Source organism: Deinococcus carri, from assembly GCF_039545055.1.
Classification (GTDB): Bacteria; Deinococcota; Deinococci; order Deinococcales; family Deinococcaceae; genus Deinococcus; species Deinococcus carri.
Genome location: NZ_BAABRP010000002.1, coordinates 161,689 through 181,999, shown reverse-complemented (window position 1 = coordinate 181,999; position 20,311 = coordinate 161,689). Strand labels below are relative to the sequence as shown.

The window sequence follows — 20,311 nt, the reverse complement described above, 5'->3', positions numbered from 1 at the left end:
CTCAGTGTGGGAGCCGGTCTTTCAGCACGCCGTACAGGTAGGTCCCCAGCAGCGCGCAGGCCAGCACGATCAGGATGGGCCACACCCCGGCCCCCAGCAGCACGAAGATCGGTCCCGGGCACACGCCCGCCAGCCCCCAGCCCACCCCGAAGGTCAGGCCGCCGAGGACGTACCGCCGCCAGCCCCTGTCCTTGGATGTGACCGTGATGGCCTGCCCGTCGCGGCTCCTGACACCACTGAGGCGCAGCAGGGCCGTCGTGACCATGCCGGTCAGCACCGCCGAGCCGATCAGCCCGAACATGTGAAAGGACTCGAAGCGGAACATCTCCTGAATGCGGTACCAGCTCGCCGCCTCACTCTTCACCAGCACGACGCCGAAGTACAGCCCGGCGAGCAGGTAAGCGAGCAGGCCAGTAGCCGCGCGGGTGGAGGAGGTGGACTCGGTGTGAACGCCGGGAATGTGGGGAGATGTGGTCACCCCATCACCGCCATGAAGAGGGGCAGCAGGAAGTTGGCGCTGAGGATGCCACCGACGAAAAAGGACACGGTGGCGATCAGGCTGGGGCCTTGCAGGGTGCTCAGTCCGGTGATGGCGTGCCCGGAGGTGCAGCCGCCCCCGTAGCGCGTCCCGAAGCCGACGAGCAGGCCGGAGAGGGCGAGGAGCAGCCACACGCCGGGGTTGCCCAGGTCGGTGAGTTCGGCGGGCACCAGGCCGGGCCGCACCCCCACCCCGAGGTCCTGCACAGACTGGACCCCCGCCGCACTCAGACGGGTGGGTTCCGGGTTGGCGAGCAGCACGCCCGCCACGAAGCCGCCCAGGACCAAGCCGCCCGCAAATACGAGGTTCCACCGCTCCTTACGCCAGTCGTACCGGAAGAAGTCGGGCTTGGCCCGTTCGGGCAGCAGGATCGCGCAGGCGTGGCGCATGTTGGAGGAGATGCCAAAGGACTTGTTGCCGAGCCACAGCAGCAGGGGCACCGTCAGGCCGATCAGGGGCCCGCCCACGTACCAGGGCCAGGGCGAACGGAGAAAATCGAGCAGTTCAGTCATGGGAACACCTTGCAAGGTCGAGGGGAGGAGGGTAAGACCTCACCGCGCCAGACGCGCCTGGGCGGCCACAGGAGGACTGAGGACCCTGGGCACGTTCGTCGCCAAGACGTACAGGCCCATCACGACGAGAAAGCCCGCGAAGCCGCGTTTCAGGCCGTCGTTGGACACGCTCTTGCCCAGCCGGGCTCCCAGGAAGCTCCCCAGGATGCCGATGGCGGTGAAGACCAGGATCAGCGACCCGTGCAGGCCGGGGCCGCCCTGCATGTTCAGGTGCTTGAGAAAGCCAGTGACGCTGTTCAGCGTGATGATGGTCAAACTGGTGCCCACCGCGAGGCTCATGGGCAGCCCGCCCAGCAGCACCAGCGCGGGGATGATGAGGAAGCCCCCGCCCACGCCCACCAGCCCGGTCAGGACCCCCACGCCCAGGCCCTCCAGGCTGGTCCGAAGGGAGGAACGGTGGGGGGGAGCCGTCCCGCTGTCGTCCTTCCGGGCAGGCCGGAACATCATTCCGGCAGCGAGCAGCATCACCACGGCGAACAGCAGCAGTTGCGCGGACCCCGACAGATGCCCACTCAGGGCAGAACCCAGCGTGGTTCCCACCATGCCGGGGAGCCCGAACCATAGCACCGAGCGCCAGTCGATCTGCCGCTTCAGCGCGTAGGGGACGGCGCCGACGAGGCTGATCCCGCCCACGATGGCGAGCGACTCGGCAATCGCCAACTTCTCCGGCTCGCCCACGAGATAGACCAGCACCGGGACGGTGAGGATCGAGCCCCCCGAACCGAGCAGGCCGAGGCTCAGCCCAATCAGGGCGGCCCCGACGAGAGCGAGGATCATGGCTGCTCGCCCCAGGTCACGTCGCGCCCCTCGCGCACCCAGGCCGCCGTGCCGCCCGAGAGGTTCAGCAGGCTGGTCTTACCCAGGCTCGCCAGATACGCCGCCGCTTGAGAGGAACGGTTGCCACTGGCGCAAATCAGGACCGTGTTCGGCCCGATCTCGTCCTCGCGCCCAGCAAGCTCGCTCAGGGGCAGGTTGATTGCCCCAGGGATGTGCCCGGCCTCGTACTCACCGCGCTCGCGCACGTCCACGAGGCGGGCACCCTCGCGCCGCCTGGCCGCAAGTTCAGTGGTGAAGATGTCCTGATAGGTCATGGGATCACTCGCTTTCATGGAAACGGAGACGGCATGACTCGCGCCGCCTCCGGGAAGGGGGTCTTAAGCGGGTTGTTCCTGCTTCTGAATTTTCGCCCAGGCGTCGTAGCCACCGGCGAGTTCCAGCACGTCGAAGCCCTCGGCGCGTAGCAGGCTCGCGGCGGCGGCGCTGCGGGCTCCCCCCTGGCAGTGCACGACGACCTCGCGGTCACGCGGCAGGGTGTCCAGTTGCCACGGGAGGCGTCCGGCGTGCAGTTGTCGTGCACCGGGGATGTGCCCCTCCTCGTATTCGGTGCTAGCCCGCACGTCGAGGATCAAGGCGCCTTGGTGCGCGTCCAGCTCCGCAACGGGGATGGGCTGCGCGGGGGCCGTCTCCAGACCCTCGGCGCTGGGGATGAAGCCGATCACGTGGTCGAGGCCCACCATCCACAGGCGGCGGCGGAGCGATTCAGCGCGTTCAGTGGAGGCCAGCAGGATCAGCTCGCGGTCGGGGGTCAGCAGCCACCCGGCCCAGGTCTCGAAGGTCTTGCCGTCGGGAAGGTTCACACTGCCCACTGGAACGGCAGCCTGGTGCTCCTCTTTCTTTCGGGTGTCGATCAGGCGGGCCCCGGCGGCAAGACTGGCCTTCACCTCCTGGGCGCTCAGTTTGAGCAGCGGCTGCACCTCGCCCAGCAGGGTGGGGCCGTCTCGGTTCTCGGTCTTCATCCGTCCGTAGTAGAGGGGCGCGTCGGGCTGGCCGGAGAGCAACTCCTTCGTGAACGCTTCCTCGTCGCCCCGCTCCACCAATTTGCCCCACCAGCTCAGGGACCGCTCGTACCCGACGGTCGTGGTCGGGACGGCCCCCAGCGCCTTGCCGCAGGCACTCCCCGAGCCGTGGCCGGGCCACACCTGCACGTAGTCGGGCAGGGTCAGGAACTTGTCGCGCAGGCTGGCGAACATCTGTTTTGCGCCCTCAAACCGGGTGTCCTGCCCCCCCGCCGCCTCGTCAAGGAGGTCGGGACGGCCCAGATCGCCCACGAACACGAAGTCGCCCGTCAGGATCATGCTCGGGGTCTCCCCACGGGGCGTGTCCGTAACCAGGAAGCTCAGGTGCTCGGGGGTATGGCCGGGCGTATGGACGGCCTGAATACGGACGTTGCCGACCATGAAGGTGTCGCCGTCATGCAGCTTCTGCTGGTTGCCGTCGTCGTAGGTGTACAGCCAGCCCTCGCCGCCCTCGTCGGAGAGCAGGAGCTGTGCGCCTGTGGCCTGCGCCAATTCACGGCTGCCGGAGAGGAAGTCGGCATGGATGTGCGTCTCGGTGACGTGGGTGATGCGCAGCTTCTGGGCCCGCGCTTCGTCCAGATACTGGGAGATGTCGCGCACCGGGTCCACGACCAGGCACTCGCCGGTCTGCTGACAGCCCACCATGTAGGACGCCTGCGCCAGGTCGTCGTCGTAGAAGCGTTGGAAGTACATGCCCGGATCATATACCCCCTCCCCCTATCCTGTCAAATACCCCAGGGGGTATACTGATCCCGTGACCGCGACCGTGCCCGTGAGCGACCATCAAGCAGAGAAGACGAAGATTCTCAACCGCCTGCGCCGCCTGGAGGGGCAGATTCGGGGACTCCAAAAGATGGTGGAGGAGGAAAAGGACTGCGTGGAGGTGATGAGCCTCTACGCCAGCGCGAGGAGTGCCCTGGAGTCCACGGGGGACGTGATTCTGGAGACCTACGTGGAGAGGTGCCAGGCCCGCGGGGACAAGCCTGCCGACCTCGTGAGGCTGCTCAAGCTCGCTCGGTGAGGTGGGCTGGACCCCCTCATCCTGGTCGCACGTTCCTGGACGGAAGTTCGCCCGTGTGGCGGAGCTTCGGCCCACCTCAAGCTCGACTCCACGCCCATCTTCAACGAACCGTGTCGTCCTGCTCTCCTAGGGCCGCAGGGCTGGCAGGACGCGAGGCACAGGCACGCCACGACCTGAATCATTCCCGGCGCATCATCTCGTGCGGATACGGCGCGAAGCCCAGTGAGATGTACATCGGGCGGGCAGCCTCGGTGGTGCCGAGGCTAAGGGTTCGGAGGCCCAGGTCGTGCGCCTCGCGCAGCACGCGCTCCACCGCGAGGCGGGCCAGCCCTCGCCCGCGCAGGTGAGGCACGGTGTACACGTTCACGATCCGGCCCCGCAGCGGGTGGGGGTCGTGCTTCGTGGGACCCCAGTCGAGCAACGTCAACCCCGCCCCGGCGACCACCCGGCCATCCGCCTCGACGAGCACGCCAAGGTATGCGCCGCGCTCCAGGGCGCCCACCACCCAATCCGCATACACGCCGCGTGCCTCGTGTGTCTCGTCGAGGTCCGGGTAGCGGTGCGCGGCGATAAGGGGGGCATCTTGACCCGTGGCTTGACGAACGGACGGTGGGAGCACGGCTCCCACTGTACGTTTCTGGTCCCGAGTGTGATGGCTCTCCGTTGACCAGCGGTTTCCCGTGATAGGGTGTTCGACAAGTACGCCGCGTGAGCGGCGGGTTCCAGCGACCATACGCTGACCTGGTGGAGTCCGCACAGCGGGCTCCACCTTGCTTTGTTCAGGAGGACCGATGGCCCCACTTCCCCAATCCCCCTTCGCGCGCTTCGTCCACAGCGAGTCCTTCGCGGGCCTGCTCCTCGTCTGCACGGCCCTGGTCGCCTTCATCTGGGCCAACTCCCCGTGGCGCGAAGTCTATTTCGCGGCGCAGCACACCCACTTCGCCCTGTCGCTCGGCAGTGCCCGCCTCGACCTCTCGCTCGCCCACTGGGTGAACGACGGCCTGATGGCCGTGTTCTTCCTGCTCGTCGGCTTGGAGATCAAGCGCGAACTGCTGATCGGTGAGCTGGCTTCCCGCCGCCGCGCTTCCCTCGCCGTGGCCGCCGCCCTCGGGGGCATGGCGGTGCCCGCCGTGTTCTATCTGGCCGTCAATGCGGGCGGACCCGGCGCCTCCGGGTGGGGCGTGCCGATGGCGACCGACATCGCCTTCGCCCTGGGCGTCCTGGCGCTGCTCGGCTCGCGGGTGCCCCTGGGGCTCAAGGTGTTCCTCACCGCCCTCGCTATCGTGGACGACCTGGGCGCCGTGCTGGTGATCGCCGTGTTCTACACCTCCGGCCTGAAGCTGACCTTCCTGGCGCTGGCCGCGCTCACCTGGGGGATCGCGCTGTATGCCGGGTGGCGGGGGGCGTTCAGCCTCAAGCTCTACGCGGTGCTGGGCGTGCTGCTGTGGTTCTTCGTCTTGCAGTCGGGCCTGCACGCCACGGTCGCGGGCGTCCTGCTGGCCCTTGCCGTGCCCATACGCAGGCCCAATCCGGCGGGCTACCTCGCCTCTCTGGCGGACGCGGCCAGGCCCGGACGTGGGGAGATGGTCGGGGCACGCCTGCGGGACCTCGAAGACCTGCTGGAACGGTCACAAAGCCCGCTTCACCGCCTGGAGCACGCCCTGCAACCGGTCGTGACCTTCCTGGTCCTGCCGGTGTTCGCGCTGGTGAACGCCGGGGTGCCGGTCGCGGCAGGTGGGTTCGGAACGGTCTCGCTGGGCGTCCTGCTGGGCCTGGTGTTGGGCAAGCCGCTGGGTGTGGTCGGGGGGGCGTGGCTGGCGGTGCGGGCGGGGGTGGCGTCCCTGCCGCGCCAGGTGGGCTGGCGTCACATGGTGGGGGCAGGCCTGCTGGCGGGGGTCGGCTTCACCATGAGCCTGTTCGTCTCCAACCTCGCCTTCGGGGACGCGGCGCTGCTGCCCCAGGCCAAGCTGGGAGTCCTGACGGCTTCCGTTCTGGCGGCCGTGTTGGGGGCGACGTGGCTCCTCCTGGTCGCCAGGAGAGGACGTGCGGCCGTGGGGGCTGTGGGCTGAGCATCGCACTGGCCCAGGCAACACGGCACCTCCCGGGGCGATCACGTCTGCGCGCAGCGGCAGTGTAGGAGCATCAGGTGTGGCGCCGCCACCTCCGTACCTCCGCGTCGGCAGTCGCGTCACTCACTTCCGCATACCGCAGGGTGGTCTGGATGTGTTGGTGTCCCAGCCGCTTGCGGATCGTCGCCAGGCTGACGCCCCCGTTGACCAGTTCCGTCGCGTGGCTGTGGCGGAGCTGGTGCAGTGTGCAGGTCACCCCCGCACGCCCCGCATAGGTCTGCCAACGCTCCTGCACGCTCTGATACCGCAGCGGTCCCCCGCGCCCGTTCTTGGTCGCCTGAAACAGCGGCCCATGCGTATAGCCCAGCGTCCGCAGGGAGCGCCGCAGCGCGTTGACCAGCCTCGGATCGTCGAGCAGCACCGTCCGTTTTCGGCCCCCCTTGCCCAGCACGGTGAGATGCTCGTCACCCCGGGTCAGGTCCAGGTCCTCCACATGCACGCCAAGAGCCTCACCGATTCGCAGCCCGGTCTCGAAGACCAGCCGGAACAGCAGGGCGTCCCGGGACTGCTGAGGCGGGATCACCGCGAAGATGCGCTCAATCTCTTCCCGGCGCAGGCCCCTGGGATGTGGCCTCGTGGTAGTAACGGAACGGCGAACCGACATATTGCTGCTTTTGTTTGTCTGGTACGAAGTTTTAGAGGTTACGCTCGTCGTCGTGCAGAAATATAACGCTCGGCTTCCCCTTTGAAGGGGCACAGGTGGGCGTCCCTCTCCTGTCTCACTCCCCGGACGAACCTGGCCTGGTAGCGTGAGTGCCCCCGGTTTCCCCCTGCGGGTGTTCCCGACCGGCTGGCGCTCTATCTTCCAGCTCGTGCAGGAACGTTCTGGCCGCGCGGGAAAGCTGTTCCGGGGCGGGTGTTACCTGCATCAGAGGCCGGCGCAGCCCAGGCAGTGTCAGTGGGACCCGCGTGAGCAGCCCCGCCTGCACTTCACGCCGCACCCGCAGTTCGGGCAGGAAGGCCGCGCCCAGGCCGCCCATCACCGCTTCCTTGACGGCCTCTGTTCCGGGCAGTTCCAGTAGCGTCCTCGTCTGCACGCCCGCTGCGGCCAGCGCCTGCTCAGCCACCTCCCGCGTCCCCGACCCGTGCTCCCGCCACACCAGCGGCAGCATCGCCAAATCATGGCTGACCAACGGTGGATGCTCTGGCGCGGTGACCAGCACCAGCTCGTCCTGGCCGAACGCCTTCGCCCGCCACTCCGGCCCGAGGGGTCCCGGTGGTCCCTCGATCAGCGCGAGTTCCACCTGACCTCCCTGGAGCGCGTCCAGCACCTCCCGGGTGTTGCCCTGCCGCACCCGGATGGTCACCGCCGGGTACTGAACGTGGAAGGCCGCGAGGACGCCGGGCAGCAGGGACGCGGCGATGGTGCTGCTCGCGGCGACGCTGAGCGTGCCGGAAGACAGACCCCGCAGGTCACGCACGTACCCCTGTGCACCTTCGAGCGCACGAACGAGGGCCAGCGCGTGGGGCAGCAACCCCTCTCCCGCCGGGGTCAGGGTCACGCCGAGACGATGCCTCACCAGCAGCGGCTCCCCGACCGCAGTGGTGAGGTGCTTGAGTTGCGCGGAAAGCGCAGGCTGACTGCGGTTCCGTTCCTGGGCAGCAGCTGTCAGGCTGCCCAAGCGGGCCACCGCCGCGAAAGAAAGCAGGGCATCGGGTTGAACATTCATCCCCTCCAGTGAAGCATGATATAAGCAAACTTTGCAATACATCGTAAAAACACGGATTTGAATAATAAGGTGGATGAGCCTACCTTGCCGGTATGTCTGCTAAGACAACCCCTTCTTTTCGCCAACCCCCGTGGGTTCGCCTGCTCCCTGGTCTGGGGTTGACCCTCGCCGTGGCGGCGCTTTCCATGCTGGCGGGCAACGCCGGTTGGGGACGTTCGCTGGGCTTCAGCACGTTGACCCTTGCCATCGTTCTGGGGATGTTGCTCGGCAACACGGTCTATCCGCCACTCAGTCCAGTCTGTCAGGCAGGCGTGACCTTCAGTAAAGGAACGCTCCTTCAGGCTGGCATTATCCTGTACGGCTTCCGACTGACCTTCCAGCAACTTCTGGGCGTCGGCGCACAGGGACTGCTGTCCGCGGTCTTCATGCTGGTCAGTACCTTTCTGCTGGCTTTCCTGCTGGGACGCTGGCTCAAGTTGGACAGGCAGAGTGCGGTCCTGATTGGAGCAGGCAGCAGTATCTGTGGGGCGGCGGCCGTCCTGGCGACGGAACCGGTGGTAAAAGCGAAGGCCGAGCAGGTCACTGTCGCGGTGGCGACAGTGGTGATCTTCGGCACCATCAGCATCTTCCTTTACCCCGCCATGAATGCGCTGCACCTGTGGCCTTTCAGCGGTCAGGCGTTCGGTATCTACATCGGCTCCAGTGTCCACGAGGTGGCTCAGGTCGTGGCGGCGGGCAAGGCCATCAGTGCGCCTGTGGCCGACGCGGCCGTGACCACCAAGCTGCTCCGGGTCATGCTGCTCGCGCCCTTTCTGCTGCTGCTCTCGGCTTGGTGGAACAGAAGGTCGTCCACGTCAACAACAGGCAGCCAGCGTCAACCCATCACGGTTCCCTGGTTCGCTTTCGGCTTCATCGGCGCGGCGCTGTTCAACTCGCTGCACCTCCTTCCCGCTTCTGCCGTGTCGCTGTTGCTGAACCTGGATACGCTGTTGCTGACGATGGCGATGGCGGCCCTGGGCCTGACCACTCACCTGAGGACGCTGCGGCAGGCAGGCGTCAAGCCGCTCATTCTCGGCAGCCTCCTGATGGTCTGGCTGGTGGTGGGCGGGGGCCTCTTCCAGTGGTTGCTGGCTCTGTCTTCCCTCTCTCATCGAATGTGACCCTACGGAAATCTCCTATGGGGTTGGAAACAGCGGTCGCTCCCCAGCGCGGGTTGCTGTTCTGATTCTCAGGCCCCCTTCTTCCAGACGCCTCCCCTCTCCAAACGGAGCTGCCCAAGTCCTCCCTTCCTCTCCCCCCGGAGGTTCCTCATGACCGATGACGGCCCCACCCTCACCCGCCGCGCCGCGCTGGCCCTGCTGGGAACAGCAGGAACTGCCCTGGCCCTCGGGCGCACTGCCCTGGCACAGGCCACCGTTCCCACCGCGCCTGCCCCCACCTTCAGCGGCCCTGGTCCCCTGACCGCCTGGAACGGCCTGGGGCCGCTGATCGCCCTGCCACAGAAGGTGCCGCTGATCCGCCTGGTGGACCGCCCCCCGCTGTACGAGACGCCCCGTGCGTACTTCCAGAGTCCCTTCACCCCCGCCTCCGCCTTTTTCGTCCGCTCCAACCTGTCCATCTTCCCCGCCAGCATTGACCTGACGACCTGGCGGCTCAGGGTGGCAGGCAACGTCCGCACGCCGGTGTCGTTCAGCCTGGCGGAACTGCTCCAGAACTTTGAGCCGGTCAGCGTGAATGCGGTCCTACAGTGCTCCGGCAACAGTCGCACCCGGTTCCAGCCCCGCCGCCCCGGCGGACAGTGGGGCAACGGGGCGATGGGCTGCGCGACCTGGACGGGCGTGCGGCTGCGCGACCTGCTGAAGAAAGCAGGCGTCAAGAGCGGCAGCGTGCAGGTGCAATTCCAGGGGTTGGACAAGGGCGCGGGTGCCCCTGGCAGTGGCGGCGCCGAGTACAAGAAGAGCCTTGACCTGAATGACCCGGTGCTGGACGAATGCATCGTGGCCTACGCTATGAATGGCCAGCCGCTGCCGCTCGTGAATGGCTTCCCGGTGCGGCTGGTGGTGCCCGGGTATTTCGCCACGTACTGGATGAAGACCCTGAGTTTCATCCGCGTGCTGACCGAACCGGACACCAACTTCTGGATGGCCACCGCCTACCTGCAACCCGACAACCCCCGGGGCACCACCACACCCCAGGCAGTCAAGGACAAGAAGGTCAAGTTCCGGCCCGTGAGCAGCATGCCGGTGCGCTCCTTTATCGTGACACCCGACGAAACCGTCAAAGTCCCGGCGGGCCTGCCGGTCACCGTGCAGGGGCTCGCTATGAGCGGGCGAGGCGCGGTCACGAAGGTCGAGGTGTCCACCGACGGCGGCAGAACCTGGCGCGCGGCCAGCCTGGGCGAAGACCATGGCCGGTACGCCTTCCGGCCCTGGAGTTTCGCGTGGACGCCGAAGACCGCAGGTCAGTACACCCTGGCCGTGCGGGCCACCGACGCCAGTGGGGTCACGCAGACGGATCAGCCCATCTGGAATCCGTCCGGCTATCTCTGGAACACCATCGAGCGCCAGACGGTCACCGTCGGGCAGGCCGGGTAAGGGAGCCTCATGAAATATCCCCTGCTGCTGGGTGTGCTGTTCCCCGTGGCGGCGCTGGCCGTGGCCATTCCGCTGTCCACGGTCATCATCCCCGCCCCGACATCTGCCGGGCAAACGGCCGCCGGGCAGGCCGCCGCACCGCCAAGCACATCGTCCACGGCCACAACGTCTCCGTCTGGCACCTCGCCCACCACGACGCCTGCGCCGCTCACCCGAACCGCTCCGGCGGCACCGGCCACTCAGCCCGCGCCCACTGCGACCACCACCAGCCGTTCCCCCGCCGAGTTCACCCCCGTTCAGTACGCCGAACAGGTGCGCGGTGTCATCGACCAGGCGGCCAGCGGCATGTACACCACGGACGCCAGCTACGCCATCGGCAGCGTCCCGCAGGACACCCCTGCGCTGGCGGACGGCGAGAACGTGGACCTGGTGCGCGCGAGTTGCAGCGTCTGCCACGCCACCACCTTCATCACGTCGCAACCCCCCCTGCCCGCCGCCACCTGGCACGACGAGGTGTACAAGATGAAGGAGAAATACGGCGCCACCTTCATCAGTGATGAGAACGCCGACAAGATCATCGCGTACCTCAGCGCCCACTACACGCCCGAGACCCGCAAGGTGGGGACGCCTGGAGCGGCGGGCGCGGCGGGGAGCCCGTGACCGGGCCACGGCTCAGACCCCGAGGCTGTCCGTCCCCCCTGGGAGGAAGTTTCCCGCATGACCCATGACGCCACCCACCACCGCCCCCGGATGCTGGCCTCGTTCGCGAATCACATGATCGCCGTGATGGACGACCTCGATCACGCGCAGCAGGCCCTGCACGCCCTGATGGAGCAGGAACACCTGCACGAACACGACCTGGAACTGTTGATGGGCGAGGCGGGCGAGGAGCGCCTCGACTTCACCGGGGAGCGGCATGGCCTGCTGGCCCGCCTGCGCCGGAACGTGCAGAAGCTCACGGACGAGTACGAGCACGCCCGGCGCTACGAGCTGGAACTGCTGCGTGGGCACGTCCTGATCGTGGCTGCCGTGCGGCATGAGGCTCAGGCGCAGCGGATGTGCCACCTGCTGCGCGCCTGTGGCGGACACTTCATTCACTACTACGGGCCGCTGATGGTCGAATCGTTTTGCCCGGACCCGGAAGCGTGAAGGGGGTGCCGCATGTCTCCTTCCTCCACGGCGCGCGTGATGATCCTGGCCCGCCAGACCCTGCTGCGCCAGGGGTTGCGGCGCGCCCTGACGTCGGCGGGTTTCCAGGTGGTCGCCGACGTGGCGGATGGCCCGGCAGGCGTGCGTCACGCGGCGCACCTGCGCCCTGACGTGATCCTGCCGGACCCCGGCGGCGTGGCCGGGCCGGAACCGTCCCTGCTGGTTGCCCTCCTGTGTGCCGCGCCACACAGCCGGGTCATCGCGCTCACGGACGGTCCGGGGGCCGCGCCGGGTCGGGACCCGGTGTGCCTGCCCAAGACGGCCGACCTGCGGACGCTCGCCGCCCTGATCCGGGGCGACTCCCTTCCGGAAGACCCCCCGGCTCCGCCGCCGCCCACCGGCACCGCCCCCGCGCTGGGCGAGGGAGACCGCGCCCTGCTGACGCTACTTGCCTACGGCCTGAGTAACCGCCAGATTGCCGCACACCTGCACGTCTCGGAGAAGACCGTGCGCAACCGGCTCACCCAAACCTTCGCTCGCCTGCGCGTTCACAACCGCACGCAGGCGGCGGTCTACGCCCTGCGCGCTGGCATCGCCCACCTGTAGAGGCAGCGCGCCAGGGCCGCTGGCAGATCAGGAGACACCCACCGTCACCAGGTGGCCGCTGGGAGCCTCGGCGGTCGGTCGGCCCTGCGTGTACACCAGCCGCTGGCCATCCGGACTCCACGCGGGAAAGCTGTGCGGCTCCCCATGCGTGATCTGTTGCCGTGCCGAGCCGTCCGGGCGCATGATCCACACCTGCTCCCGGCCTCTGTGCGCCGAGGTGAAGGCGATCCACTGACCGTCTGGGGAGGGAAACGGGGTGACGTAGGACGTACCCTCGTCCACGTCGCTCAGGCAGACCGGTTCGGCCCCAGGGACCAGGGCCTGGACATACACCAGGTTCCCGTCATCCCCCTGCGCGTGGAACACGAAGGTCTTTCCGTCCGGCAGCGGCCAGGGCTGATCCTGGACGCCGGGTTGGGTGGTCAACTGCTCCACGTGTCCGTCCTCTTCCAGCGCCTGGATGTGGGACGCGCGCGTCCCGTCCTGCTGGAAGTACAGCAGGGGCCAGGCACCCGTGACCCCCAGGGCGGGGCCATAACACGCCTGAGACCCGACGTGCAGCACCCCCACCTGCCCCCGCTGGCAGCGGAACAGGGCGGGCCTGCCCAGTCGGTCGCTGACGAACACGAAGTCGTCTGGGGTGAGGAAGGCGGGCCGCCCCGTGCTGTTCGAACCGGCGGGGTCCTCCAGGGCCAGGCGCTCCAGCTCCGAGCCGTCCGGTCGCACGCGGTGCAGACGGCGGACGCTATCCTGAAGGCGCTCGAACACGAGCCACTGGCCGTCCGGTGTCCAGTTGGCACGCAGATCGGTGACGCCGCCCTGCATGATGGGGCGCGGATCGCTGAAGGTAAGCATGACCAAGCGTACCCGGGCACCCGCCCCTGCAAGGCAGGAGGGGAACGGAAGAGATAAAGCCACGATGATGATCTGCTGGAGGTCGGGATGCATCCAGGCGGAAGGGTCGGCGCATACGGGCAGTCAGGGAGCACAGATGCGCCGACCGTCTCCCGTCACGCCCTGGCCCTCACCCTGGCCACCCAGCACCCCGGAGGACTCATGTCTCAGTTCCGTCTGTTCCAGTCTCGCCCCGCTCTCGCCACGTTGGTCACGGCCAGCCTCACCGTCGCCCTGACCCTCGCTCAGCACGCCAGCGGGGGAGGCGCGCAGGGCACGGCCCAACCCCCCACCCTGCGCGGTCCAGCCATCTCCTCGCGTGACCGTGTCTACACTGCCGACCAGACCTCGAATACCGTGACCGTGATCGACCCCAGTACCAACACGACGCTCGGGCAGATCCAGCTCGGCAACCCCCGGCCCAAGGTCCTCGGTGCCCTGGACGACATGCAGGTGAACGTGCACGGCCTGGGCTTTTCCCCGGACGGACGCTTCCTCGACGTGATCAGCAACGCCTCGAACGGCGTGACTATCGTACGCACGCGGGACAACAAGGTGATGGGCACCGTCTACGTGGGGCGTGGCCCCCACGAGGGCTTCTTCACCCCGGACGGCAAGCAGGTGTGGGTCACGGTGCGCGGCGAGGATTACCTGTCGGTGATCGACGTGGCCCAGATGCGGGAGGTGGACCGTATCAGGGTCGCCAAAGGGCCGGGCATGGTCGTCTTCCGCCCCGACGGCCGCTACGCCTTCGTGGACTCCAGCCGCACCGCCGAGTTCGATGTCGTGGATATCCGCACGCGTAAAGTCGTGGCCCGGGTGCCGGTCGTGAGCCCCTTCTCGCCCAACCTGGTCGCCACACCGGACGGCAAGGAGGTCTGGCTGACCCACAAGGACGTGGGCAAGGTGACGGCCATCGACGCGCGGACCTTCAAGGTGCTGCATGTGATCGACACCGGCAAGGTGACCAACCACGTGAACGCCGTCAGCACGAAGGACGGGGACTTCATCTACGTGACGGTGGGCGGGGAGAACGTCGTGAAGGTCATCCGGCGTGGTCCCAACCCGCAGATCGTGGCGACGATCAAGACCGGCTTCACCCCGCACGGCATCTGGCCCAGCGCGGACAACACCCGGGTGTACGTGGGCCTGGAGGATCAGGACGCCGTGGACGTGATCAGCACCGCCACCAACCGGGTGATCGCCACCCTGCCCATCGGCCAGATGCCGCAGGCCCTAGTGTACGTGGCGAACGCCGTACCGAGTGGCAGGGGCACCGAGAACCTGAAGACCGTCCGCCTCGGCAAGAAGGCCGTGAAGATCAAGCTGGTCGTGCCGGACAAGCCCTTCGCCTTCCTGCCGGAAGCCCTGAAGGGCGTCTCCGCGAACGTGGTCGTGCGGGAGTTGGAGGGCACCGACGACGTGATGCTCAAGGCCGAGGGCCTCACGCCCGGGGCGGGGTACAACGTCTTCCTGGCTGAGTCGCCGGTCGCCCCCTTCGGGGAGGTGCAGCACCTGATGGACTTCAAGGCCGACGCCCAGGGCAAGGTCGAGGCGAGCGCGATGGCCAGTGTGTTCGACGCCTTCACCCTGAGGGGCAGCGCGAAGGACGGCAAGCCGGACGCGGAGGCCATCAAGGGAAGCAAGGTGAACCTTGACCACATCGTGATCTGGCCCAGGGACCCGCAGGCCACCGCCGGGCTGTTCACGAGCCGGGGCCAGCAGCCCGCCGTCTCCCCCTTCGACACGGACCTTCAAGCAGGCCCGGCCATCCTGACTGACAGCAACGATGCGTCCATCAAAAGCCCACTGAACCGTTAAGGGCTATAGAGAACCATGCTCTCCGGAAACCCGCAGCGCTGCCCCATCTCCTGGAGGAACGTCATGCCCATTCCGTCCCCGTTCAATGCACTGGCTCTGGCCGCTGCCCTCCTGACCTCAGTCAATGCGGCGACCACTTCCGTTCAGACCTACCCCTTTCATACTGTGGGGACGTCGGCCAGTGGCGCGAGCGGACGGCTGAGTGTGCGCACGCTGTCCCCACAGCAGTCGGTGTCCGTGCTGGCCCTGCGCGGCCTGACGCCGAACCGCGCGTACGTCGCCCATTACCATGCCCTGGGCCCGGGGGGCGGTGAAGCCTGCGCCTCCCAGGGGCCCATCACCCTCGGCTTCCCGGCCTTCAAGGCCGATGCCCGGGGCCAGGCCACGGTGATCCTGCGGGCCGACCCGGCGCGCCTCCGCGGAAATCTGGGTGCCTACGTCAATGTCCACATGGCCTCCGACCTGACCGACATTCCGCTGTGCGCGGCGGTGCTGAAGGTGGCCGCCGCGCCGAGCAAGCCGGCGCAGCCCCCCGTCACGGCCCCGCGATTGACGGTCAAGATTGGTGACAACGTCTTCCAGCCGGTCAGCCTGAGTGTCGTTGCGGGCACCACCGTGACCTGGGTCCACGCGGGTCAGGTCACGCACAACGTCCTGTCGCTCCAGGTGACGGACCTCCACTCTCCTGACCTGCGGCCCGGGGACCAGTACAGCTTCACCTTCAAGACCCCCGGCACCTACACCTACTACTGCTCGTACCACGACGGGATGAGTGCCACGATCACGGTGACCAACCGCTGAGGCGGAGTCAATGCACCACTTCAAGGAGGAACGTATGATCGTACACAAGCTTGTTCTGGGCCTGTTCACCGCCACACTGCTGGGTTCCTGCAGCATGATGATGGGCCGGTCCACGACCTACACCTTCAAGCACAACCCCACGGCGGCTGATCCGGCGGCCATGGGCCGGGCCGTGGCCTCCCGGGACGGCAGCATGGTCAGCACGACCCTGACCCTGTCGGGTCTGACCCCGAGTAAGGCGTATATCGCGCACTACCACGCCTTCGGACCGGCGTCGAGCACCGATCCCTGCGCGTCCAACGGACCGGTGACGCTTGGGTTCCCGAACTTCACGGCGGACGCGAGTGGCAAGGTCAGCGTGACGGTCACGGGCGACATGGCCAAGATCGCGGGCGACATGGGTGCCTACATCAATGTCCACTACGCCAGCGATCCCAGTGTGGTGCCGATCTGTGCGCCAGTGAAGATGACCAAGAGCTGAGCGAAGGAGGAGGCGGGCGTAGCGTGCTGAAGCAGCAAGCCCCTGAACGGGGCGAACTGGAGTGAACCCAATCGAGCGGTTCTCCACCGCTTTTGATGACGAAGGCCAGGGAGTGCGCTGGAATGGTCTATGGTCGACGAACTCCTGTCTCGACTGTTCCTGACCGCTCTGCCAGGCTTCCGGCTCGACCGCGTCCTCGTCGAGGACGCTATCGTCGTCACCGCCAGCAGCGTCCAACAGGAATCTCCCTGTCCGTTGTGCGGCACGTTTAGCTCGCGCGTTCACAGCCATTACAGCCGCCGCCTGGCAGACTTGGTAGGGCCACAAAACAGCGTGGAGTTCGTTCTATGCGGCTTTCTGGGCTGAAGGAACTCGGAAGCGGAGGAGTTCTTCGATGGTCCAGGGGTGCTCGGTCAAGCCTGCGGCCATCCCCGGTGTACGTTCCACCCATCGTCCGTCCACCTGAATGCGGAGTGAGCGGTGGGGACGGACGAAGTTGTAGGCGGCCACGGTTAAAAAGAACTGATGTTCCAACCGCCGCTGGTCGCTCCCGGCATGCCGGGAGCGACGCGTCAGGGCGGGCATCCAAGTTCTCAAAGTCGCGTTTAGGCGCTCAATGAATGCCGTGTTGACGGTTCCGCGCTTGCCCTGTGTCACCGCAATCAGGTGCAAGGCCTCGAACAGGTCTCCAAAAGCCAGACGACGCTCAATCCGCTCTCCATAGGTTCGCTTCACGACCTGGACAATGTGTAATTCAGCCCATTCCACCAGCCTCGGGCGTCCACGACGCCCGTTCTGCACAGTACTGCGGAAAAAGCGCAAAATCTGGGTTTTCCAGGCAGAAAATCCATCGGTAGCCCAGAGGATGGGCGACTGAAGCCGTGCAGCACGGTGAACGTGTTGCACCACCTCGCCAACCATTTCGTCGGTTCGTCCTGAGGCAACTTTTCCCCAGATCAACAGCCGTGAGGCGACACTCATCGCCGTGGCCAGCCACATCACGCCGCGTTGCGTTCGGCACCACAGTTCATCGGCTTGAACTTGACCCAGGTCGAGCTGTCCCTGACAAACCAGATGTTCCTGAACACGCTGTGCGTGTTCACCCGCCTTGTCGAGCCAGTCGGCCAGCGTGCGCTCATCGATCTTGAAGGCCATCACGATGGCCGGGACAGGACAACCGAAGAGCAATAGCGTCAGCACCAGAATCACCACGTCAAGGTCCCTCTTCAACCCGTACAGCGGCGTACTATGCGTCGCGGTGAAGGTTTTCCGGCACCCATGACAGCGGTAACGCTGCTTCAGCTTCGAGTGGACCCCCACTTTGGTGGGGGTCGGGCAATAGGGGCAGGGCGGCGTAGACTGAGAGGGCCGGACGGGGCTGGATGGCTGCACACCTTCCAGATACCTGCCCGGCTCCCTATTGCGCTACTCCACGCTGTCTTGTGGCCCTACCGCAGACTTGCCCTCGGGTCACCGTGGCGTCGTCCTCGACCTCACGGTTCGACGCTTTGTCTGCGCCGAGCCTCAGTGCTCCAGACGCATCTTCTGCGAGCGCTTCGTCGACGGGCCTTCCCCCTATGCACGCCGAACTGGGCGCGCTTGTCGCGTGGTGCAGCATCTCTCGGTCATCTTAGGTGGCAACGCTGGGGCTCAGCTCGCCCTCAAGTTGCCCCTCCCCGTCAGTGCCTCCACCGTGCTGCGGTCAGCGCAAGCGCTGACCGTGACACCTGCCCGAGTCCCGGAGATCATCGGCGTGGATGACTTCGCCTTGCGGCGGGGTCAGGTGTACGGCACCGTCATTGTCGATCTCGCCCAGGGCAAGCCCATCGAGTTGCTCCCGGACCGCAGCGCCGAAACGCTGGCCGCCTGGCTCCAGCAACATCCACACATCAAGGTCATCAGCCGGGATCGCTCGACCGAGTACGAGAAGGGCGTGCGGATGGGCGCTCCGCACGCTCAGCAGGTGCTCGACCGCTGGCATGTGATCAAGAACTTCCGCGAGGCACTGGAACGTCAACTCGGGCGGGACCGCCAGACGATCTTGGCCGTGTGCCAAGCCAAAGTTCCGGTGCCCCCGACGCCCCGCACCCAAAGCGAGGAACTGCGCTATGAGGCGGGCCAGCAGGCCCGCCAGGGGTTCTTCGATGAGGTTCGCGTGTTGTCGAAGGCCGGATACAGCCAACGGGCGATCACTCGGAGACTGAAGGTTTCGCGGGGTCGAGTGCGCCATTACCTCAGCGCACAGGCACCCCCCCAGCGGCGGCACCACCACCGACGGTCCAGCATTTTGGACCCATTCGTGCCCTACCTGGAAGAACGCTGGGCCGCTGGCGAAGACAACGCCGCAGCCCTGCTGCGGGAACTGCGTGAACAGGGCTATCCCGGGTCCCGCAAGCGGGTTGCGCAGTGGGTCCAAGTTCGTCGCACCCACCCTGCCAAGAACACCCCAGGTCCGTACCGGACGACGGCGGTGAGGAAGCGTAGTGTGTCGCCCCAGGAGCAACCACCTCTCCTGCCGGGAGAGGCAGATCGCAACTTGACCCTGCGGCGCTTAGTCTGGCTGATGTTGCCGGACGAGACGACCCTGAGAAGTCCAGACCGCGAGTTACTGACGGCAATGAAAGCCGGTTGCGAGGCCGTGAGCCATGCTCACGGCCTCGCACAAGCGTTCATGCACCTGATGCGTAAGAGGCAGCCGGAGGCCTTGACCGGCTGGGTGGAGCAGGCGTCGAGCTGTGGTTTACCGGACCTAGTCACGTTCGCCCGAGGCTTGGAACGCGACAAAGACGCCCTGGAGGCGGCACTGCGACTGCCCTGGTCCAATGGCCCGGCAGAGGGCGTCGTGAACAAGATCAAGCTGATCAAACGGCAAGCGTATGGCCGTGCGTCCTTCGGCCTCCTTCGTCAGCGGGTTCTGCTGGCTGCCTGACCTCGTCATCAAAAGCGATGGAGAACCGCTCCTGGGGGGTCACTCCAAACTGTTTTTCTCACTGAGCCGTATCATACGGGACTAAAATGAGTTCAGAACATTCCTGATCCAGGGAAAGAGCGTGAGAGACTTTACTTCCTGAGGATGGTTTTTCAGTCGAATACACTCTGCTGTAATTAAACTCTCCACATCTTGAATTTTCTCCAACCCCTTGTTGGCAAGGGGTAATTTCAGCTTCAAGACCATTGGCTCTGCCGGTGAGAGTTCCGGCGTATACGCTGGAAACGGCATTAGGAAGATATTGGCAGGCACCTTGAGCTTTCGGCTTACATGCCAGCCTGCCTGGTCAAGCAACAACACCAGGAGCTGCTTCCCATCCGGGTCAACCGTACGGCTGAACTCCTCCAGGGCAAGCTGCATCAGTTGCAGATTGACACTGGGAAGCAGCAGGAATTCACTCTGGCCCGTTTGGGGTTCGACAAAGATGTACGCGTAGAGCCATTGATACTTGCGGCGCTGAGCAATTACCGGACGCTTTCCCCGAAGCGCCCAGAGGCGCTTCAAAATGGGCTTGAGACCGAAACGTCCCTCATCCTGCACCCACAGGCGAACCTGCTTCTCGGGGTAAGCCACCTGGGCGACCCTCAGCGCCGCTTCGACTTTTTTACGAAGTGTTCCTGTTCCTCAGGTGAGGCCGCCTGGACGTGGGTGGGACGAGGAACCTGAAGCGTAAAGCCCAAACGACTGAAGTATCCCCAGGCACACGGCTCCGTGACCTCAATATCGAAATGCTCTTGAATGTAGTGTTGGACTTTCTTACTAGTCCAGAGTCCACCGCTTTCCGGTGGACTCTGGAGAGCTTGAACCAGGGCTTCTTGCTGCTCTGCATTCAGGGCAGGTTTGGACTTGTTGAACTGGCGTTTGTCCGATACCGCCGTGACGCCTTCAGCATTGTAGGTGCGAATCAATGTGCTGATGGTGGTTATCGAAAAGCCTGTGGCCTCAATCATTTCTGGAATCGATTTCCCTTTACTCTTCAGCCAGAGAATCTGCCAGCGTGAACGCTCGACAGGACGCTCGGCCTGCCGGTAAGCCTGCTCAAGCTCTTTGGTCGTGAGGTGGGGGATCAGGGAAGCAGCTCTCATAGACGAGACTCATTTTAGTCCCGTATCAGAAGGTCAGGGGAGTGGCGCCGGGGCAACGAGCAAAGGCAGGCCAGGCAGCACCCGCGCTGATCCTGTTGCGGTCCA

At 66.0% G+C, this 20,311-nt stretch carries 24 protein-coding genes; 12 read left to right on the top strand and 12 right to left on the bottom strand.

Translation table 11 applies throughout. The features are described 5' to 3' along the window. Nucleotide 1: 1 nt before the first annotated feature. Genes ABEA67_RS05905 through ABEA67_RS05885 form a run of 5 tightly spaced genes read right to left on the bottom strand, consistent with a single transcriptional unit; the run spans nucleotide 2 to nucleotide 3,659 of the window. A complete protein-coding gene (locus ABEA67_RS05905; protein ID WP_345462364.1) occupies nucleotides 2-478 on the bottom strand; it encodes a DUF6691 family protein in 477 nt (158 codons plus the stop codon). Next, nucleotides 475-1,050 carry a YeeE/YedE family protein gene (locus ABEA67_RS05900; RefSeq protein WP_345462361.1) on the bottom strand — a complete coding sequence of 192 codons (576 nt, stop codon included), beginning with the start codon at nucleotides 1,048-1,050 and terminating at the stop codon, nucleotides 475-477. Before ABEA67_RS05900 ends, ABEA67_RS05905 begins: the two co-directional genes overlap by 4 nt. 39 nt (nucleotides 1,051-1,089) lie before the next feature. Next, entirely contained in the window at nucleotides 1,090-1,887 is a 798-nt protein-coding gene (locus ABEA67_RS05895; RefSeq protein WP_345462358.1) for a sulfite exporter TauE/SafE family protein, read from the bottom strand. Next, nucleotides 1,884-2,219, bottom strand: a complete 336-nt coding sequence (locus tag ABEA67_RS05890) for a rhodanese-like domain-containing protein (protein WP_345462355.1) — start codon at nucleotides 2,217-2,219, stop codon at nucleotides 1,884-1,886. Before ABEA67_RS05890 ends, ABEA67_RS05895 begins: the two co-directional genes overlap by 4 nt. 45 nt (nucleotides 2,220-2,264) lie before the next feature. Further along, nucleotides 2,265-3,659: an MBL fold metallo-hydrolase gene (locus tag ABEA67_RS05885; protein WP_345462352.1), complete on the bottom strand. Its 1,395-nt coding sequence runs from the start codon at nucleotides 3,657-3,659 to the stop codon at nucleotides 2,265-2,267. Nucleotides 3,660-3,720: 61 nt separating this feature from the next. Between ABEA67_RS05885 and ABEA67_RS05880 the strand changes: the two genes are divergently transcribed. Beyond that, entirely contained in the window at nucleotides 3,721-3,987 is a 267-nt protein-coding gene (locus tag ABEA67_RS05880; protein WP_345462349.1) for a metal-sensitive transcriptional regulator, read from the top strand. Nucleotides 3,988-4,165: 178 nt separating this feature from the next. On the opposite strand, the gene ABEA67_RS05875 is transcribed toward ABEA67_RS05880, so the two are convergent. Then, a complete protein-coding gene (locus ABEA67_RS05875; RefSeq protein ID WP_345462346.1) occupies nucleotides 4,166-4,606 on the bottom strand; it encodes a GNAT family N-acetyltransferase in 441 nt (146 codons plus the stop codon). 172 nt (nucleotides 4,607-4,778) lie between these two features. On the opposite strand from ABEA67_RS05875, the gene nhaA reads away from it, so the two are divergent. Then, nucleotides 4,779-6,056, top strand: a complete 1,278-nt coding sequence (gene nhaA, locus ABEA67_RS05870; RefSeq protein ID WP_345462342.1) for a Na+/H+ antiporter NhaA — start codon at nucleotides 4,779-4,781, stop codon at nucleotides 6,054-6,056. A 73-nt stretch (nucleotides 6,057-6,129) separates the two neighbouring features. On the opposite strand, the gene ABEA67_RS05865 is transcribed toward nhaA, so the two are convergent. Together ABEA67_RS05865 and ABEA67_RS05860 are read right to left on the bottom strand one after the other, a co-directional pair. Then, nucleotides 6,130-6,720, bottom strand: coding sequence for a tyrosine-type recombinase/integrase (locus tag ABEA67_RS05865; RefSeq protein ID WP_345462339.1), 591 nt, complete (start codon nucleotides 6,718-6,720; stop codon nucleotides 6,130-6,132). A 115-nt stretch (nucleotides 6,721-6,835) separates the two neighbouring features. Further along, nucleotides 6,836-7,786 carry a LysR substrate-binding domain-containing protein gene (locus ABEA67_RS05860; RefSeq protein WP_345462337.1) on the bottom strand — a complete coding sequence of 317 codons (951 nt, stop codon included), beginning with the start codon at nucleotides 7,784-7,786 and terminating at the stop codon, nucleotides 6,836-6,838. A 158-nt stretch (nucleotides 7,787-7,944) separates the two neighbouring features. Here ABEA67_RS05860 and ABEA67_RS05855 point away from each other — a divergent pair, with 158 nt between their 5' ends. From ABEA67_RS05855 to ABEA67_RS05835, 5 genes are all read left to right on the top strand, one after another. After that, complete coding sequence (locus tag ABEA67_RS05855; RefSeq protein ID WP_345462334.1) at nucleotides 7,945-8,946, top strand: YeiH family protein; 1,002 nt, start codon at nucleotides 7,945-7,947, stop codon at nucleotides 8,944-8,946. A gap of 150 nt (nucleotides 8,947-9,096) precedes the next feature. After that, nucleotides 9,097-10,380: a molybdopterin-dependent oxidoreductase gene (locus tag ABEA67_RS05850; protein ID WP_345462331.1), complete on the top strand. Its 1,284-nt coding sequence runs from the start codon at nucleotides 9,097-9,099 to the stop codon at nucleotides 10,378-10,380. A 9-nt stretch (nucleotides 10,381-10,389) separates the two neighbouring features. Next, complete coding sequence (locus tag ABEA67_RS05845) at nucleotides 10,390-11,040, top strand: c-type cytochrome (RefSeq protein ID WP_345462328.1); 651 nt, start codon at nucleotides 10,390-10,392, stop codon at nucleotides 11,038-11,040. A 57-nt stretch (nucleotides 11,041-11,097) separates the two neighbouring features. Further along, the gene (locus ABEA67_RS05840) at nucleotides 11,098-11,529 is read left to right on the top strand and encodes a hypothetical protein (protein ID WP_345462325.1); all 432 of its coding nucleotides are present in this window, start codon (nucleotides 11,098-11,100) and stop codon (nucleotides 11,527-11,529) included. A 12-nt stretch (nucleotides 11,530-11,541) separates the two neighbouring features. Beyond that, nucleotides 11,542-12,135, top strand: coding sequence for a response regulator transcription factor (locus ABEA67_RS05835; protein ID WP_345462322.1), 594 nt, complete (start codon nucleotides 11,542-11,544; stop codon nucleotides 12,133-12,135). A gap of 27 nt (nucleotides 12,136-12,162) precedes the next feature. On the opposite strand, the gene ABEA67_RS05830 is transcribed toward ABEA67_RS05835, so the two are convergent. After that, on the bottom strand, nucleotides 12,163-12,990 hold the full coding sequence (locus ABEA67_RS05830) for a TolB family protein (RefSeq protein ID WP_345462319.1): 828 nt from the start codon (nucleotides 12,988-12,990) through the stop codon (nucleotides 12,163-12,165). Between the two features lie 201 nt (nucleotides 12,991-13,191). On the opposite strand from ABEA67_RS05830, the gene ABEA67_RS05825 reads away from it, so the two are divergent. The 4 genes from ABEA67_RS05825 (at nucleotide 13,192) to ABEA67_RS05810 (ending at nucleotide 16,498) form a co-directional block, all read left to right on the top strand. Beyond that, nucleotides 13,192-14,850, top strand: a complete 1,659-nt coding sequence (locus ABEA67_RS05825) for a YncE family protein (protein WP_345462316.1) — start codon at nucleotides 13,192-13,194, stop codon at nucleotides 14,848-14,850. 63 nt (nucleotides 14,851-14,913) lie between these two features. Further along, nucleotides 14,914-15,651, top strand: coding sequence for a cupredoxin domain-containing protein (locus ABEA67_RS05820; RefSeq protein ID WP_345462313.1), 738 nt, complete (start codon nucleotides 14,914-14,916; stop codon nucleotides 15,649-15,651). Nucleotides 15,652-15,685: 34 nt separating this feature from the next. Further along, nucleotides 15,686-16,132: a CHRD domain-containing protein gene (locus ABEA67_RS05815; RefSeq protein ID WP_345462310.1), complete on the top strand. Its 447-nt coding sequence runs from the start codon at nucleotides 15,686-15,688 to the stop codon at nucleotides 16,130-16,132. A 129-nt stretch (nucleotides 16,133-16,261) separates the two neighbouring features. Continuing rightward, a complete protein-coding gene (locus ABEA67_RS05810; RefSeq protein ID WP_345462307.1) occupies nucleotides 16,262-16,498 on the top strand; it encodes a hypothetical protein in 237 nt (78 codons plus the stop codon). Here ABEA67_RS05810 and ABEA67_RS05805 read toward each other — a convergent pair. Further along, nucleotides 16,478-17,341, bottom strand: a complete 864-nt coding sequence (locus ABEA67_RS05805) for an integrase core domain-containing protein (protein ID WP_345462304.1) — start codon at nucleotides 17,339-17,341, stop codon at nucleotides 16,478-16,480. The genes ABEA67_RS05810 and ABEA67_RS05805 overlap by 21 nt on opposite strands. A gap of 211 nt (nucleotides 17,342-17,552) precedes the next feature. Between ABEA67_RS05805 and ABEA67_RS05800 the strand changes: the two genes are divergently transcribed. Further along, a complete protein-coding gene (locus tag ABEA67_RS05800) occupies nucleotides 17,553-19,061 on the top strand; it encodes an ISL3 family transposase (protein ID WP_345462301.1) in 1,509 nt (502 codons plus the stop codon). An 81-nt stretch (nucleotides 19,062-19,142) separates the two neighbouring features. Here the strand turns inward: ABEA67_RS05800 and ABEA67_RS05795 are convergent, their stop codons facing one another. Together ABEA67_RS05795 and ABEA67_RS05790 are read right to left on the bottom strand one after the other, a co-directional pair. Beyond that, nucleotides 19,143-19,694, bottom strand: a complete 552-nt coding sequence (locus tag ABEA67_RS05795; protein WP_345462298.1) for a transposase — start codon at nucleotides 19,692-19,694, stop codon at nucleotides 19,143-19,145. Nucleotides 19,695-19,705: 11 nt separating this feature from the next. Next, nucleotides 19,706-20,206 carry a helix-turn-helix domain-containing protein gene (locus ABEA67_RS05790; RefSeq protein ID WP_345462295.1) on the bottom strand — a complete coding sequence of 167 codons (501 nt, stop codon included), beginning with the start codon at nucleotides 20,204-20,206 and terminating at the stop codon, nucleotides 19,706-19,708. Nucleotides 20,207-20,311: the final 105 nt, after the last annotated feature.

Coding starts and splice junctions, on each gene's coding strand:
- ABEA67_RS05900 (WP_345462361.1), bottom strand. CDS start 1,050: ATGACTGAACTGCTCGATTTTCTCCGTTCGCCCTGGCCCTGGTACGTG.
- ABEA67_RS05895 (WP_345462358.1), bottom strand. CDS start 1,887: ATGATCCTCGCTCTCGTCGGGGCCGCCCTGATTGGGCTGAGCCTCGGC.
- ABEA67_RS05890 (WP_345462355.1), bottom strand. CDS start 2,219: ATGAAAGCGAGTGATCCCATGACCTATCAGGACATCTTCACCACTGAA.
- ABEA67_RS05885 (WP_345462352.1), bottom strand. CDS start 3,659: ATGTACTTCCAACGCTTCTACGACGACGACCTGGCGCAGGCGTCCTAC.
- nhaA (WP_345462342.1), top strand. CDS start 4,779: ATGGCCCCACTTCCCCAATCCCCCTTCGCGCGCTTCGTCCACAGCGAG.
- ABEA67_RS05865 (WP_345462339.1), bottom strand. CDS start 6,720: ATGTCGGTTCGCCGTTCCGTTACTACCACGAGGCCACATCCCAGGGGC.
- ABEA67_RS05860 (WP_345462337.1), bottom strand. CDS start 7,786: ATGAATGTTCAACCCGATGCCCTGCTTTCTTTCGCGGCGGTGGCCCGC.
- ABEA67_RS05850 (WP_345462331.1), top strand. CDS start 9,097: ATGACCGATGACGGCCCCACCCTCACCCGCCGCGCCGCGCTGGCCCTG.
- ABEA67_RS05845 (WP_345462328.1), top strand. CDS start 10,390: ATGAAATATCCCCTGCTGCTGGGTGTGCTGTTCCCCGTGGCGGCGCTG.
- ABEA67_RS05840 (WP_345462325.1), top strand. CDS start 11,098: ATGACCCATGACGCCACCCACCACCGCCCCCGGATGCTGGCCTCGTTC.
- ABEA67_RS05835 (WP_345462322.1), top strand. CDS start 11,542: ATGTCTCCTTCCTCCACGGCGCGCGTGATGATCCTGGCCCGCCAGACC.
- ABEA67_RS05830 (WP_345462319.1), bottom strand. CDS start 12,990: ATGCTTACCTTCAGCGATCCGCGCCCCATCATGCAGGGCGGCGTCACC.
- ABEA67_RS05825 (WP_345462316.1), top strand. CDS start 13,192: ATGTCTCAGTTCCGTCTGTTCCAGTCTCGCCCCGCTCTCGCCACGTTG.
- ABEA67_RS05820 (WP_345462313.1), top strand. CDS start 14,914: ATGCCCATTCCGTCCCCGTTCAATGCACTGGCTCTGGCCGCTGCCCTC.
- ABEA67_RS05815 (WP_345462310.1), top strand. CDS start 15,686: ATGATCGTACACAAGCTTGTTCTGGGCCTGTTCACCGCCACACTGCTG.
- ABEA67_RS05810 (WP_345462307.1), top strand. CDS start 16,262: ATGGTCGACGAACTCCTGTCTCGACTGTTCCTGACCGCTCTGCCAGGC.
- ABEA67_RS05790 (WP_345462295.1), bottom strand. CDS start 20,206: ATGAGAGCTGCTTCCCTGATCCCCCACCTCACGACCAAAGAGCTTGAG.